Origin of the sequence: Leptotrichia sp. oral taxon 215 str. W9775 (genome assembly GCF_000469505.1) — a bacterium.
Taxonomy (GTDB): Bacteria; Fusobacteriota; Fusobacteriia; order Fusobacteriales; family Leptotrichiaceae; genus Leptotrichia_A.
The window spans coordinates 110,405-124,742 of sequence record NZ_KI272824.1; the positions used below are offsets into that span (position 1 = coordinate 110,405).

Here is a 14,338-nt window from a genome sequence, read left to right on the forward strand (position 1 = left end):
AAAATGTTACAATTATAATAAATAAACTGAATTAAGAGGCGAATATGGAAAATAAAATGGAAGTTTTAAAAAATAGTAGCCAGGAAGAAATAGTAAATCAAATAAATAGGGTAAAAATTATAAAAAAGGAATATTTGGAAGAAGATAAGCTTATTCATTTTTATGATTATATGAAATTAAATAAAATAGAAGAAACAGAAGATACTGAAAAGGCAGATTTAATTATTTCATTTGGAGGAGACGGGACATTACTTGTTGCAGCAAAGGAAACTTTAAAGAAGGATATTCCTGTAATGGCTGTAAATATGGGAACATTAGGATATTTAGCAGATATTTCTCCTAAGGATGTTGTTGAGATGCTGGAGAAGTACAGAAGAAATGAATGTATTGTAGATAAAAGAACATTCCTTAAGGTAAAATACAATGAGAAAGAGTACCACGCCTTAAATGACCTTGTTATAAGCAAGGGAGGGATAGCTTCCCAGATGATTAGTGTGGAAGTTTATGCTGATGGGACATTTGTAAATAAGTACAGGGCTGACGGAATAATTATAGCCACTCCTACCGGATCTACTGCATATTCACTTTCGGCAGGTGGTTCAATAGTTCATCCTAACTTAAGGGCTTTAAGTATAACTCCGTTATCGCCTCAGAGTCTTACAGCGAGGCCTATTATAATAGATGGTAATGAAGTGCTGAGTTTTAAAGTTTTTTCAAGGGATAATGACACCCACTTGAATATTGACGGAAGGATAAATTTCCGGATAAAACAGGAGGATGAAATTTCAGCAGTAATGTCAAATAGAAAAGTAAAAATAATAAGAAGCGGGAAAAGTGACTATTACGGTATATTAAGGGAAAAACTCAGATGGGGAGAATCGTCGGTAAAATAAAAAATAAGGGGAAATAAACAGAAAAGGTGAGAGGAAAATAAAATGCTGAGAGAATTAAGATTAAATAATTTGGCAATAATAAAAAATTTGGATTTGGAATTTAATGAAGGACTGATTTCACTGACAGGAGAAACGGGAGCAGGAAAGTCCATTATACTGGATGGAATTTCACTCCTTATCGGGGAAAGGTCTAATCTTGAAATGATAAGAACAGGTGAGGAAAGCCTTTTTGCAGAAGGAGTTTTTGATTTAAGTGAAGTTCAGAAGGAAAAGCTCAATAAACTTGGTTTTGAAATAGAAGATGACGAACTGATTATTTCAAGATATTTTTATAGAAATTCAAAATCAAAAATAACAGTTAATGGAATGAGAATGACAGTATCAAAGTTAAAGGAGCTTATGAGAAATGTACTGGATCTTGTAGGTCAGCATGAACATCAGTACCTTTTAAATAAAAACTATCATTTAGGGCTGCTGGATAGGTTTCTGGATAAAAATGGACAGGAACTTGCAAAGGAAATAAGAAACAACGTTTCATCCTTAAAAATGATAAATAAAAAAATAGAGGAAATAGAAACTGAAAAGTTCAGAATAATGGAAAAAAAGGATATTCTGGAGTTTCAGTCTAATGAGATAGCAAGTTTAGGCCTTAAGGAGAACGAAGATAACGAACTTGAAGAAGAATATAAAATTCTTTTTAACGCAGGAAAAATTAGTGAAAAACTTGAAAATTCAATTCAGAGATTAAAAGAAGGGGAATATTCAGTTATAAATTCACTTGGAAAAATAAAGAAAAATCTTGAACAACTTTCAGATATATCAGAAACATATTCAGAGCTGAAGGAAAAAATTGAAAATATTATTTATGAAGTGGATGACATAGGATATTCTCTTGAAGATATGGTTGAAAATGTGGAAAGTGATGATGTCAGGCTTGAAAAGGTAATAAGCAGAATAGATGAAATAAACAAGCTGAAGCTGAAGTATGGCTCGACGATAGAGGAAATACTTGCATTCAGGGAAGAAAATGAAAAAAAGCTCTCCCTCATAAAGTTTGAAAATAATGAACTGGTAGATTTAAAAAAGGAAAAGGAAGAAAAGGCAAAAATTTATTTTGAAAATAGCCGGAAACTACGTGAAATAAGAAAAAAAGTTGCAGAAAATCTTGAAAAGACAATCAATGTTCAGTTGAAGGACTTGAATATGGCAAATTCCAAGTTTAAAGTTGCCTTCTCAGAAAAAACTGTAATTTCTTCAAAAGGTATGGATGATGTGGAATTTATGATGGTTACCAATCTTGGTGAAAATTATAAACCACTTGCAAAAATTGCATCCGGTGGGGAAATTTCAAGAATTATGCTTGCATTGAAAACAGTATTTTCATCTGTTGACAATATTTCTGTACTTATATTTGATGAAATAGATACTGGAATTTCAGGGGAAACAGTAAGAAAAGTTGCAGAAAAGCTGAAGGAACTTTCTGGAACAGTTCAAGTTATATGTGTTACACATTCTCCTCAAATTGCAGGAAAATCAAATCAGCAGTTTTTCATAAAAAAGGAAATTGAAAACAATGTAACTGAAACAAAGGTAAGAGAACTGAATACAGATGAAAGAATAAGGGAAATAGCAAGAATAATTTCAGGAGATAACATAACTGAAACATCAATAGAACATGTGAAGGAAATTATGAAATTATAAAAACAGGAGTTATTGAAAATAAATGAATAGGGATGAAGAGAAAATAACTTTAAAAAATGTAAAAATAAAAGAAACGGGAATTGATAGGGAAAATAACCTGTATATTAAGGAATTCCTTTCTTATCTTGCTTTTGAAAAGGGAAATTCCAGTAATACCATTGCAGGATATGAAAGAGATTTGAGAATATTTTCCGAATATGTAAATAAAAATCTGACAGAAGTTACAGAAGAGGATATTTACGAATACATCAGGGAAATAAACGATAAATTGAAGAAAAATTCTGTATTGAGGAAAGTTGCAACAATTAGAAATTTTTATAAATTCTGTTATCTTAATAAAATTGTTAAGGAAGATCCCACAGGTATGATAAAATCCATGAAAAGGGAAAAACGTCTACCGGAGGTTCTTTCGCTTGAAGAAGTTAAGAAAATAATAGATAACTGTAAGCATACACCTGGTGGAATGAGGGACAGGCTTATTATTAAATTTTTAATAGCAACAGGAGCAAGAATTTCTGAAATTTTAAACTTAAAAATCAGTGATGTGGAAAACCAGAACTATGAATTTATAAAAGTTCTTGGGAAAGGTTCGAAATACCGGGTTATACCAATTTATGACAGTCTGGAAAAGGAAATAAAGGAGTTTATAAATGATTACAGGCCTGAACTGAAAGGGGCATCTGAAACATTTAATTTATTTCCTGGAACAAGACGTGAGAATTTTTGGAAAAGATTGAAGGTTATTGCAAAAAATGCAGGAATTGAAAAAAATATTTATCCACATATATTCAGGCATTCGTTAGCAACGGTACTTTTAAGTAACGGGGCAGATATAAGAATAGTGCAGGAAATACTTGGTCATTCTAATATAAGTACTACAGAAATATATACTCATGTGGAAAAATCAAAGCTGAAAAATATTTATAATAATATAAAATTGGGAGATGAATAAACACATAATAAAAATCTTACTAAATAAATCAAAGTTAATAATTATAGAAAAATAAATCAGGAGGAAAAATGTACTTTAAAAAAACCGAAAATGCAAGTGAAGGTAAAGATAGGCTCGTTTTACTTATAAGTACAATCATAGGATATTTTGCTGTTTTTACATTAAAAAAAGCAGATGTCATTAATTCATATATAGGAGCGATTGTATTAATTTTCCTATATATGTATCTGGATTTTAATATAACTAATATATTTTTTACGAGTAAAAGAACGACTTTTAAAATATATATATTTATGGTACTTGAAATAATGCATTTTTTCATGATGGCTTTTACCTTAAAAAATATTTTTGTATATTTTGTTGGATTGGGGATTTTAACATATTTAATAACAATAGATGAAGGAAAAGTTGAACTTAAGAAAATATACCAGTTTGTAGGGCTATATACATTAATAAAAGTGATTTTTGTATTAACATGGATAGTTTTTTAAAATTACCTATTTAAAAATATTCAAATTTATGATAAAATCTCTTTTGTGAATGGAGACAAAAATGGATAATAAAGATAATAAAAAAGTAAATGTAGATGTAATGAAAAACATAGAAAAAATAAAAGATAGGGCGTTGGCAACTACAATTGAAAGAAACAGTTTTTTAGGGGAATATAAAGAAAGAGTACTTGCGGCACTTACCTTTGATGAAATAGAAGAAAAAGGAACATATAACGAGATAGAAAAAGCACTTGAAGATAAAGAGGCAAAAAAAATGATAGTATCTAGGGAAGCAGATTTTAAGTGTATAAAAAAATATCTTGATATGGCAAAAAGTAAACATGTATCATGTAAAATGATAGATAATCTTTTAAATACAGGTGAAGTATGTCTAGTAGTGGCTTCAGATGATGCATTGAGCCACCCGGTAGAAAATCCGATTGTAGAATCAAAACTTGAAAAAATAAGGGAGAAAAATTTACCGGATATATATTATAAGGCAATGGGAAATAAAATATGCAAATTCCATTCAGATATAATAGAGAAGGAAATACCCGAATATATAAATTATTATGGAAAAATAGAATTTATGGACAGTCTCTTCGGAACAAAATGTCCTATATGTCAAAAATTAGGAGGAAAAAAACGTGGTTGATGGATTTAAAATTAAAGGAAAAACACCTTTGAATGGAGTAATAAGAGTAAGTGGAGCTAAAAATGCGGCTCTTCCAATAATAATAGCAACATTAGTTTCAAAAGGGGAATATACATTAAAAAATGTGCCCAACCTTAGAGATATAAGAATATTAATGAAACTTCTTGAAGATTTAGGAATGGAAACTCAGAAACTGGATGACTCTACGTATAAAATAGTAAATAATGGATTTAAAAGAAATGAAGCAAGTTATGAAATAGTTAAACAAATGAGGGCTTCTTTTCTTGTAATGGGTCCTATGATTGCAAATCTTGAAGAATCAGTTGTTTCACTTCCTGGAGGATGTGCAATAGGTTCAAGACCGGTAGATTTACATATAAAGGGATTTGAAGCTTTAGGAGCTGAAATAACAAGAGTTCACGGATATATCCATGCAAAATCTGATAAACTTAAAGGTGCTGAGATACCTTTAGGATTCCCAAGTGTAGGAGCTACACAGAACCTAATGATGGCGGCAGTTAAAATTCCTGGAAAAACTGTTATTTCAAATGCGGCAAGAGAACCTGAAATTGTAGATTTAGGAAATTTCCTGAATAAAATGGGTGCAAAAATAACAGGACTTGGAACACCTAATATTGAAATAGAAGGTGTTGAAGAATTACATGGAGTAGAGTATTCAATAATGCCTGATAGAATTGAAGCGGGAACTTATGTAATAGCTTCGTTGATTACTGAAGGGGATTTAAAAATAGAAAATGCAAATTTAGATGATTTAGGAGTATTCAAATCAGAGCTGGAATCAATGGGAGTAAAATTTGAACAGGAAGGAAATATTCTATCAGTAATAGGAAACCTTAAAGAATTGAAACCTTCAAAAATAAGAACAATGCCTCATCCAGGTTTCCCAACAGATATGCAGCCTCAGATGATGCTTCTTCAGACACTTGTAAATGGTTCAAGTTCAATGGAGGAAACTGTATTTGAAAATAGATTTATGCATGTACCTGAATTTAACAGAATGGGAGCAGACATAATAATAAGACATGGAGTTGCCATGATAAATGGTGGATTACCGTTAACAGGTGCAGAAGTTATGTCTTCAGACTTGAGGGCAGGAGCAGCACTGGTATTGGCAGGACTTGCAGCTGATGGAGAAACAACTCTTAATAGAGTATATCACATAGACCGTGGATACGATAAGCTTGAAGAAAAACTTAATGGTGTAGGTGCTGACATAAGAAGAGTTAAGTTGGATATTTAGTGAAAAAGTAATAGTTTATACAATAAGAAAAAGCCCTAATTATACTGGCCTTATGGTTTAGTATATTTTGGGCTTTTTGTTTATAATCAAGTTAACTCATTTATTTTTGAGGAGTATAAAAATTAAGAAAATCATTATCTTTAATTTTTTCACCTAAAGTATCTTTAAGTTCAGGATTATTAAGATTATATACATAGACATAAGCTTTGTCAGCTTTTTTATAATCACTGTCATATATATCAAGAAGAAGTCTGTCATAATGATTTTTTTCAACATTTTCTCCATAATATCCTTCCATTTCATCCATATCCTTAAATACTTTATCTAAATCTGAAGACTTGTCAGAAAGTTCATATAGCTCTCCTATTGTAAAATCTTCAGGTTTTCCTTCTAAATTCTGATCAGATAAAATTAAGGCAGGATATTTTTGATTTGTAAGAGTAAAATTATTTCCTTTTACATAAAATAATCCCTTATATTCAGCAATTCCTTCAAGATAATGATGATTAAAACATCCCTTTCTTAAAGAACCGTATACAAACAATTTTGTCATTTTATTCTCCCAGTTTATAATGTAAAGTCAGTATGTTAGAAACTAACATACTGTTCCTCCAACTTCCTTAATATCTTCATCATTTTTAACAATTGCTTCAATAGCGGCAGTAAGTCCTTTCACTATTGTGCTTAATTCCATTGAAGGTGTGTTTCTTTTATCCACAACCTGTTCAGGTAAGAATGGAATGTGAATAAATCCTGATTTTTTACCTTTATATTTTTTTTCAATAAGATACAGAACACCATATAAAACATGGTTACATACAAAAGTTCCGGCAGTGTAGGAAACAGAAGCAGGAATATTGTTTTTCTGTACATTTTGAACCATAGCCTTTACAGGCAGTTTAACTAAATAAGCATTTTCTCCATCAGGAAAAATAGGTTCATCTATAGTCTGATTTCCTTCATTGTCAGGAATACGGAAGTCATCAAGATTGATTCCGACACGTTCGATTGAAATATCAAATCTTCCTCCTGCCTGACCAATTGAAAGAATAACATCAGGATTATGTTCATTTATAGCTTCTTCTATTTTTTCCAGAGATTTTTTTCTAACTGTAGGTATTTCCAGTTTGATAATTTCTGCCCCTGCAATATTATCAGGAAGTCTTTTTACTGATTCAATAGCAGGATTTATAGGTTCCCCTCCAAAAGGATCAAAACCTGTAACAAGTATTTTCATAATATTTCCTTTCTTGGCTACAGTTATGCTTTAAATAACAGTATCATAAGTATAATGTGTATAACCAGCATTGTAAGTCCCATAGGTAACTGGGTTTTAATAATTCTGTTTTTATCCTTAATTTCAAGGATGGAAGCAGGAACAATATTGAAGTTTGCAGCCATAGGAGTCATAAGAGTTCCACAGTAACCTGCAGTCATTCCTAATGCACCGATAGCGGCAGGATTTCCTCCATGTTTTAATATGAACGGAACTCCAATACCAACAGTTATTACTGAGAATGCCGCAAATGCATTTCCCATAATCATAGTAAATAATGCCATACCAATTGCATAAATAATAATTCCTACAACAATGTTACCTGAAGGCACTACTGATGAAATGCTTTGAGCGATTACCTTTCCAACTCCGGCTTTTGTAAAGACAGCCCCTAGAGCCGCAAGAAGCTGAGGTAAAAGAGCAGTTGCTCCAATTTGCATTAATAATCTTGAAGTATCTTCAGATGTTTCGCTGAACTTAGGTTTTATAATAAGTGAAGCCACAAGAAGTGCTATTAATGCTCCTCCACCTATACCAACTGCTGATGGAATAGTAACTTTTCCAATTTTAAATTGTAATATAAGGAAAGCTGAAATTCCAATTAATGCAGCAGGAATAAATATTTTATTTTTAAATTTTTCACTTTGAGCTACTTTAAATTCGTGTGCAACTTCCTTAAATGTACCTACCTGTAACTGATTTGTTACGGTAATTAATCCTAAAACTACAAGTAGTCCACCTGTAACCGCATATGGGATAGTTTTTCCAAGAATAAATATAACCCCTAAAATAAACCAGAATAAAAATGTTCCGATTTTTGCTTTTTCATTTTTTAGTCCCCTTATTGCCACGCTAATGCTGACAAGTCCACAAAGGATATAAATAATTTCTGTTAAATTTGTAAAAAAAGCTTTTAAGTCCATTATTTATTACCTCCTTTATTTGACATGATTTTTTTGTCGTAGATATATGCCTGAGCAATAGTAAGTATTATGGCAACAATTCCCATTGGAATTGAAAATAACGAAAGATCCTTAAGCGAAACATTATATCCACTTTCCTGTAGAGTTCCCTGAATTAGAAGCAGTCCAGATGCTCCTATAAAAATATTCTGAGCAAAGAAGTTACCGTAGTTTTCAATAGCGGCACTTAGACTTTTCAGATCTTCAGTTTCTTTTTCAGTTAACTCATTCTGCTTGTGAGATTTTGCAGCAGCTTCAGCCATTGGGAAAATAAGAGGTCTGATAAACTGTATGTGTCCACCTATTCTGATTGACAAGGCACTGGCAACAGAACGGATAATCATGTAAAGTCCTAAAATTTTACCTGCAGTGGCATTTTTAAGATTCCCGATTAATGTTGCACTTCTTTCCCTTAACCCGTATCTTTCAAGCACTGCAATAACTGGAAGGCTGATTAGGAAAATAGACATAAGTCTGTTGTCCACAAAAGCTTTACCAATAATTTCAAGGATACTTAAAATATCCATTTTTGCTGCAAGTCCTGTAGCAATCCCGGCGGTAAGAACAACAGCAAGAACGTCCAGTTTCAGAGAGAAACCAACAACGATAATGACGATACCGATTAGTATCATAAAATTCATAAATATTCCTCCTTAATTTAGAATTTATATTATATATTTTACACTTAAAATATCATAAATGCAATAGATAGAATAAAAATTTTAAAAAAATTTGAAACTTTATTTTCTATCTTTTAAAAATATTCAATGATTTCTTGTTATTATCGGTTCTTTTTAAAATTTCTTCAAGTTTTTCATCCAATTGTGATACTCTGTCTTCTATAGTTTCAAGTTTTGATTTGTTTTCAGATACAGATAGAAGTTTTTCATCAAAATGATTTTTTATATTTTCATAATATTCATCATCAGAAGAAAAATATTTTTCCAGTCTATTTTCAAGATTGTCAATTTTAGTTTCAATATTTTGAATTCTTTCAGAAATATCTTCTGAAAAGTGTTGAAATTTCTGAGATAAAATTTCATTAGATTTATTTATATCCATTCTGAAGTCAATAAGAGCCTTTTCTATTGAGGAAAGACGTTTACGTAGAAAACCGTAATCAAAATTTTTCAGTATTTCATTGGAACTTTTTATTAATTCCAGATATTCCGCTATTTCACTGAAATCAAATTTTTCAGATTTTGATTTAGAAGCTTTCTGACTATTTGAAAATTCTTTTACAATGTAAATTTTATTTCCTTCCTTTACAGTTTTTAGAAGTCCCTTTTCTATACGGTTGTAAATAGTCTGTCTTGATACATTATGACTCTTCATATATTCCTTTATTGACACTTTCAATACAATCACCTCTTGTTTAGTATTATATATAAAAATCCAGGGATAGTAAAGAAAATTTTTGAAAAAACTGTATAAATTTGATTGACAATGGAAGTCAAAAAAGGTAGAATTTAAGCAATAAAATGAAAAGGTGAATAAATTTGAAGATAGAAAAGATAAATGAAAATGACTATGAGAGAATATTTCTAACAAGTGATATACATGGTCATTATTTAATGTTTAAGGATCTGCTGGATAAAATAAAGCTTACAAAGAAGGATTTGCTTATTATATTGGGGGATTCGTGTGACAGGGGATTCAAGACATATGAACTGTATAAAAAATACTATGATTTAGAAAAAGAAGGGTATAATATAAAGCATCTGAGGGGAAATCATGAGGATATGCTTATAAAGGCAATGGAATCAGGAGATAATGAACACTGGTACCGTAATGGTGGGGAGAAAACTCAGAAATCCTTTTACAATAATTCAGAAAGTAAAGATACATTAACTTTTGAAGAATGGCTGGAACATGAAGGGATAAAAAGTGTAAAATGGTTTGTAGAATGGCTTGACAGAATTCCCATAATGATTTCAGGCAAGAAAAACTTATTTGTCCATGCGGCATTTGACACTACTAAAAGTGAAGATGAGCAGGAACATAGATTTCTTATATGGGACAGAAATGACTTCTGGACGAATAACAAGACAGGAAAGGCGATATATTTCGGTCATACTCCCAGCAAGGACGGTAAGATAAGACATTATGTAAATGATGTACACTGTATTGATACAGGATCATATAAAAATGGAATTATAGCCTGTGTGGAACTTAAAACAGCAAAAGAAATATATATTAAGGATAAGGAAAATAAAAAAGCTAAAGGAAAGGAAAATTCTGAAGACTAATGAGAGATAACATTTACGTTGGACTTGTACACTATCCTGTTTATAACAGAAATAGTGATGTTGTGGCGACATCTGTCACAAACTTTGATATTCATGATATATCAAGAACATGCAGAACATATGATATAAAAAAATATTTTATAATAACTCCTGTGGATGCCCAGCAGGAACTTACAAACAGAATAATTAACTATTGGACTGAAGGGGACGGGATAGAATTTAATAAAAACAGGAAGGAAGCCTTTGAAAATACAGATTTATCAGATTCAGTGGAATCAGCAGTAGCTGCAATAGCTGAAATTGAAGGAAAAACTCCTAAAGTAATAACAACGTCAGCTAAAATATTTCCAAATACAGTGTCATATGATGCTCTTGGAAAAGAAATGGTAGAGGATGAAACTCCTTATCTTATACTGTTTGGTACAGGTTGGGGACTGACAAATGACATAATGGATATGTCGTATAAAATTCTGGAACCGGTGAGAGGAAAAACAAAATATAACCACCTATCTGTAAGAAGTGCTGTGTCAATAATACTTGATAGACTTTTAGGAGAAAATTAGAAGGAAAACTTAGTGGAAAATATTAAATAAAGAACTGTTATTTAAAAACTAATCAGAAAAATTATGACAGCAGAAGGGAGAATTTTAAAAATAATGGAAATTAAAGGAAATGGATTAGTAGGGCTTGTTGTAGTGAGTCATAGCAATAAATTGGCAGAGGAAGTTATCAATTTTGCAAAATTGCTGCAGCAGGAGGATTTTAAAATTGAAAATGGAGGAAATATAAATCAGAAAGTCTATGGAGCAACTGTGGACACAATAAAAGATGCTATAAGAAGAGCAGATGAAGGTCAAGGAGTTTTAGTATTTGTAGATATGGGAAGCTCTATATTTAATGCGGCAAAGGCAGTAGAAGATATTAAAGAGGAAGTTAAAGTTGAAATTGCAGATGCACCTTTAGTTGAAGGAATTATATCTGCTGTTGCCGCCAACTTTGATGAAATGTCTCTTTCTGAGCTAAAAGAAATAGCTGAAGGAAGCAGAAATTTCAAAAAAATAAAAAAATAGAAAAGGAATAGGAATGGAAAATTTAATAAATATAGGAACAATTATAGGAACTCACCACTTACTTGGAAGTGTAAAAATGAATTCAATTTTTGCAGAAACTGAGTTAATTATAGGTGAAAGAGTTCTGCTTGAAAAAGAAGATAAAAGGAAACTTCTTACAATAAAAAATATTAAAAGGCTGAATGACAAGAAACTGATTGTAGACTTTGAAGAAATTGGGAATATTGATCAGGCAAAGGAATTGAACGGATTTCAAATGAAAATAAGAAGAGATTTGCTGCCTGAAAAAAATGAGGACGAGTTTTACATAAAGGATCTTCTTGGAGTTGAAGTTTTTTCTGATAATGAAAAAATAGGTGAAATTACTGATGTAATGGAAACTGCAGCCCATGATATACTTATAATCGAAGATATTGTGAGCAAAAAGGAAATAATGGTGCCTTTAGTAGATGAATTTGTGAAAAAGATTGATTTTAAAAATAACAGGATAGAAGTAGAATTAATAGAAGGAATGAGAGAATAAATGAAATTTACTGTTTTAACTTTATTTCCAGAACTGTTTGAGCTATATTTGTCACAGACAATTATCCAGAGGGCAGTTGATGCGGAAATAACAGATTACAATATTGTAAATATAAGAGATTATAGCGGAAATAAGCATAGCCAGATGGATGACATTCCGTTTGGTGGAGGAGCAGGAATGGTTTTAAAACCTGAAGCCTACTGGAATTTTTTTAAGGAAAAATACAGTGACGGGGAAAAGCCATATACAGTATTTGTTTCTCCACAGGGAAAAAGGCTTGATCACCAGAAGGTAACAGAACTTGCTGAAAAAAAAGAAATAGTACTGATTTCGGGAAGATATGAAGGTCTTGATCAGCGGGTTATTGACAAGTTTGTCGATGAAGAAATATCAATAGGAGATTATGTTCTCAGCAGTGGTGATTTGCCTTCCCTTGTACTTATGGATTCGGTAACAAGGATAAAAGAAGGAGTTATAAAAAAGGAGTCCTTTGAAACAGACTCATTCTATAATGGACTTTTAGGATTTCCTCAGTATACGCGTCCGTCTGAAATTGAGGGATATGAAGTTCCTGAGGTATTAAGAAGTGGGAACCACGCAAAAATAGATGAGTATAGACTATTGAAATCCATTGAGAAGACTACTGAAAATAGACCGGATTTAATGGAGAAAAAACTTTCTGAAGATGAAGAATTTAAAAAAATGTATATTAAATTAATGAAGAAAAAGAATAAATAATACAATGATATTAAGTAGTGAAACTTTTCTAGGAAAATTACAGAAAGATTAACAGGAGGAATAAAAATGATTTATCAGCTTGGAGATAGAAAGCCTGAAATTACAGGTGAAGTTTTTATTGCAGAAAGTGCAGATATAATAGGTGATGTAGAACTTCATGACGGTGTAAATGTATGGTTTGGTGCAGTTATAAGAGGAGATGTGGAGAAAATAACAATAGGTAAAAACAGCAATGTACAGGATAATGCTACTGTACATACAGATTTTGGACTTCCATGTATAGTTGGAGAAAATGTGACGGTAGGTCATAATGCCATACTCCATAGCTGTGAAATAGGAGATAATGTCATTGTTGGAATGGGAAGTACAATCTTAAATGGAGCAAAAATAGCACCTAACTGCATGATAGGAGCGGGAGCTCTTGTAACACATAAAATTCCTTATGAGGAGGGAGTTCTTATTTTAGGAAGTCCAGCTAAAGTTGTAAGAAAACTGACTGAAGAAGAAAAAGAACATATAAAGAAAAATGGACAGCATTATGTGGAAAATGGGAAATTGTATGCGAAAGAACTAAAGAAAATATAATATAAAAGGACTATCTAAAAATTAAAAAAGTAAAAGGGACTGTCTTAACATAGAAAAAATGTAAATATGATACATAAAAAAACTATATTTTATTCATTTACTATTTTACATTGTAAAATTTTAAATAATTCAAAAATATAGTTTTCAGATGATTTTTTAAGTTTTCTTTTTGATACAGCTTTTTTACATCATTTTTTATTTTTAAGGTAGTCCTGTTTTAATATTATTTATTTAATAGCTTCATATCTATTATTTCCCATTTATTGACTTTGTTCTGAAATTACTGGATTTTCAGAAATATAGTCTTTTATAAAAATTTAGAATAGTAAAAAGACTTTGTTACTCTGCATTCTTGATTTCGTCAATTCTCATATTTATAAGTTCATCATTTGCCAATTGATTTACAGCAACAGTTGAATTAGTACTTTTATCATAATATACAAAAAGAAGCATTGCATTGTTGTAGTAAAGAACTGCATTTACCTTTTTGTTTTCTACTTTTTTCAGTTTACTTTCCGGTGTAGTTTTGAAAAAATTCATATAAGAATTTAAAATACTTTTATGTTCTGCTTCTGTAGAAGGAGTCATAAATACAGAAGAAATTAGCATATCATCAGCAAACATGAAACTTGAAAATTTATTCTCTTTGTTTAGCATATCGTTTACATCTGTATAAACGTATATTTGAGTGTCTTTGTTATCTACACTGTCTACTGGTGTTCTTTTAATTGAATCTTCCAGCTGTTTTTTAGTCATGAAGAAACTTACTTTTGATGTAATTTCGTTGTTAAGTCCTTCTTTTGCATTCGCACCGAACATTGAAAAGCATAAAGCAAATAATAATAAGTAAATATATTTTTTCATAATAACCTCCTGATTTTTTGTTATTTGTATAATAACATGGAAAAATGAAAATAAACTGAAAAAAATTAATTTTTTAGAAATAAAGTAGAAAAAAAGTAGTAAATAGATTATAATAAAA

Annotated in this window: 18 protein-coding genes; 12 read left to right on the forward strand and 6 right to left on the reverse strand. The window is 31.0% G+C overall.

The window, feature by feature from the left end:
• Positions 1-44: 44 nt before the first annotated feature.
• From HMPREF1984_RS00740 to murA, 6 genes are all read left to right on the forward strand, one after another.
• Positions 45-893, forward strand: a complete 849-nt coding sequence (locus HMPREF1984_RS00740) for an NAD(+)/NADH kinase (RefSeq protein WP_021765946.1) — start codon at positions 45-47, stop codon at positions 891-893.
• Positions 894-935: 42 nt separating this feature from the next.
• Complete coding sequence (gene recN / locus HMPREF1984_RS00745; RefSeq protein ID WP_021765947.1) at positions 936-2,594, forward strand: DNA repair protein RecN; 1,659 nt, start codon at positions 936-938, stop codon at positions 2,592-2,594.
• A gap of 22 nt (positions 2,595-2,616) precedes the next feature.
• Positions 2,617-3,546 (forward strand): site-specific tyrosine recombinase/integron integrase, encoded by a 930-nt coding sequence (gene xerA / locus HMPREF1984_RS00750; RefSeq protein WP_021765948.1) that lies wholly within the window; start codon positions 2,617-2,619, stop codon positions 3,544-3,546.
• Between the two features lie 68 nt (positions 3,547-3,614).
• The gene (locus HMPREF1984_RS00755) at positions 3,615-4,037 is read left to right on the forward strand and encodes a hypothetical protein (protein WP_021765949.1); all 423 of its coding nucleotides are present in this window, start codon (positions 3,615-3,617) and stop codon (positions 4,035-4,037) included.
• A 61-nt stretch (positions 4,038-4,098) separates the two neighbouring features.
• On the forward strand, positions 4,099-4,692 hold the full coding sequence (locus HMPREF1984_RS00760; protein WP_036099243.1) for a DUF1694 domain-containing protein: 594 nt from the start codon (positions 4,099-4,101) through the stop codon (positions 4,690-4,692).
• A complete protein-coding gene (gene murA, locus HMPREF1984_RS00765; RefSeq protein ID WP_021765951.1) occupies positions 4,685-5,953 on the forward strand; it encodes a UDP-N-acetylglucosamine 1-carboxyvinyltransferase in 1,269 nt (422 codons plus the stop codon). The genes HMPREF1984_RS00760 and murA overlap by 8 nt, the downstream gene beginning before the upstream one ends.
• A 100-nt stretch (positions 5,954-6,053) precedes the next feature.
• On the opposite strand, the gene HMPREF1984_RS00770 is transcribed toward murA, so the two are convergent.
• The 5 genes from HMPREF1984_RS00770 to HMPREF1984_RS00790 form a co-directional block, all read right to left on the reverse strand.
• Complete coding sequence (locus HMPREF1984_RS00770; protein WP_021765952.1) at positions 6,054-6,506, reverse strand: gamma-glutamylcyclotransferase; 453 nt, start codon at positions 6,504-6,506, stop codon at positions 6,054-6,056.
• Between the two features lie 42 nt (positions 6,507-6,548).
• Complete coding sequence (pcp, locus tag HMPREF1984_RS00775; RefSeq protein WP_021765953.1) at positions 6,549-7,190, reverse strand: pyroglutamyl-peptidase I; 642 nt, start codon at positions 7,188-7,190, stop codon at positions 6,549-6,551.
• A 23-nt stretch (positions 7,191-7,213) separates the two neighbouring features.
• The gene (locus tag HMPREF1984_RS00780; protein WP_021765954.1) at positions 7,214-8,152 is read right to left on the reverse strand and encodes a DUF979 domain-containing protein; all 939 of its coding nucleotides are present in this window, start codon (positions 8,150-8,152) and stop codon (positions 7,214-7,216) included.
• Positions 8,152-8,832: a DUF969 domain-containing protein gene (locus tag HMPREF1984_RS00785; RefSeq protein ID WP_021765955.1), complete on the reverse strand. Its 681-nt coding sequence runs from the start codon at positions 8,830-8,832 to the stop codon at positions 8,152-8,154. The genes HMPREF1984_RS00780 and HMPREF1984_RS00785 overlap by 1 nt, the downstream gene beginning before the upstream one ends.
• 106 nt (positions 8,833-8,938) lie before the next feature.
• Positions 8,939-9,550 (reverse strand): hypothetical protein, encoded by a 612-nt coding sequence (locus tag HMPREF1984_RS00790; protein WP_036099247.1) that lies wholly within the window; start codon positions 9,548-9,550, stop codon positions 8,939-8,941.
• Between the two features lie 140 nt (positions 9,551-9,690).
• On the opposite strand from HMPREF1984_RS00790, the gene HMPREF1984_RS00795 reads away from it, so the two are divergent.
• The 6 genes from HMPREF1984_RS00795 (at position 9,691) to HMPREF1984_RS00820 (ending at position 13,356) form a co-directional block, all read left to right on the forward strand.
• Positions 9,691-10,440 carry a metallophosphoesterase gene (locus tag HMPREF1984_RS00795; protein ID WP_021765957.1) on the forward strand — a complete coding sequence of 250 codons (750 nt, stop codon included), beginning with the start codon at positions 9,691-9,693 and terminating at the stop codon, positions 10,438-10,440.
• Positions 10,440-11,003, forward strand: coding sequence for an RNA methyltransferase (locus HMPREF1984_RS00800; RefSeq protein WP_021765958.1), 564 nt, complete (start codon positions 10,440-10,442; stop codon positions 11,001-11,003). Before HMPREF1984_RS00795 ends, HMPREF1984_RS00800 begins: the two co-directional genes overlap by 1 nt.
• Positions 11,004-11,096: 93 nt before the next feature.
• The gene (locus tag HMPREF1984_RS00805) at positions 11,097-11,510 is read left to right on the forward strand and encodes a PTS-dependent dihydroxyacetone kinase phosphotransferase subunit DhaM (protein ID WP_036099307.1); all 414 of its coding nucleotides are present in this window, start codon (positions 11,097-11,099) and stop codon (positions 11,508-11,510) included.
• Between the two features lie 13 nt (positions 11,511-11,523).
• Complete coding sequence (gene rimM, locus HMPREF1984_RS00810; RefSeq protein ID WP_021765960.1) at positions 11,524-12,033, forward strand: ribosome maturation factor RimM; 510 nt, start codon at positions 11,524-11,526, stop codon at positions 12,031-12,033.
• The gene (gene trmD / locus HMPREF1984_RS00815) at positions 12,034-12,771 is read left to right on the forward strand and encodes a tRNA (guanosine(37)-N1)-methyltransferase TrmD (RefSeq protein ID WP_021765961.1); all 738 of its coding nucleotides are present in this window, start codon (positions 12,034-12,036) and stop codon (positions 12,769-12,771) included.
• 66 nt (positions 12,772-12,837) lie between these two features.
• Positions 12,838-13,356, forward strand: a complete 519-nt coding sequence (locus tag HMPREF1984_RS00820; protein ID WP_021765962.1) for a gamma carbonic anhydrase family protein — start codon at positions 12,838-12,840, stop codon at positions 13,354-13,356.
• A gap of 339 nt (positions 13,357-13,695) precedes the next feature.
• Here HMPREF1984_RS00820 and HMPREF1984_RS00825 read toward each other — a convergent pair whose 3' ends face one another.
• Positions 13,696-14,220 carry a hypothetical protein gene (locus HMPREF1984_RS00825; protein WP_036099248.1) on the reverse strand — a complete coding sequence of 175 codons (525 nt, stop codon included), beginning with the start codon at positions 14,218-14,220 and terminating at the stop codon, positions 13,696-13,698.
• Between the last annotated feature and the right edge of the window lie 118 nt (positions 14,221-14,338).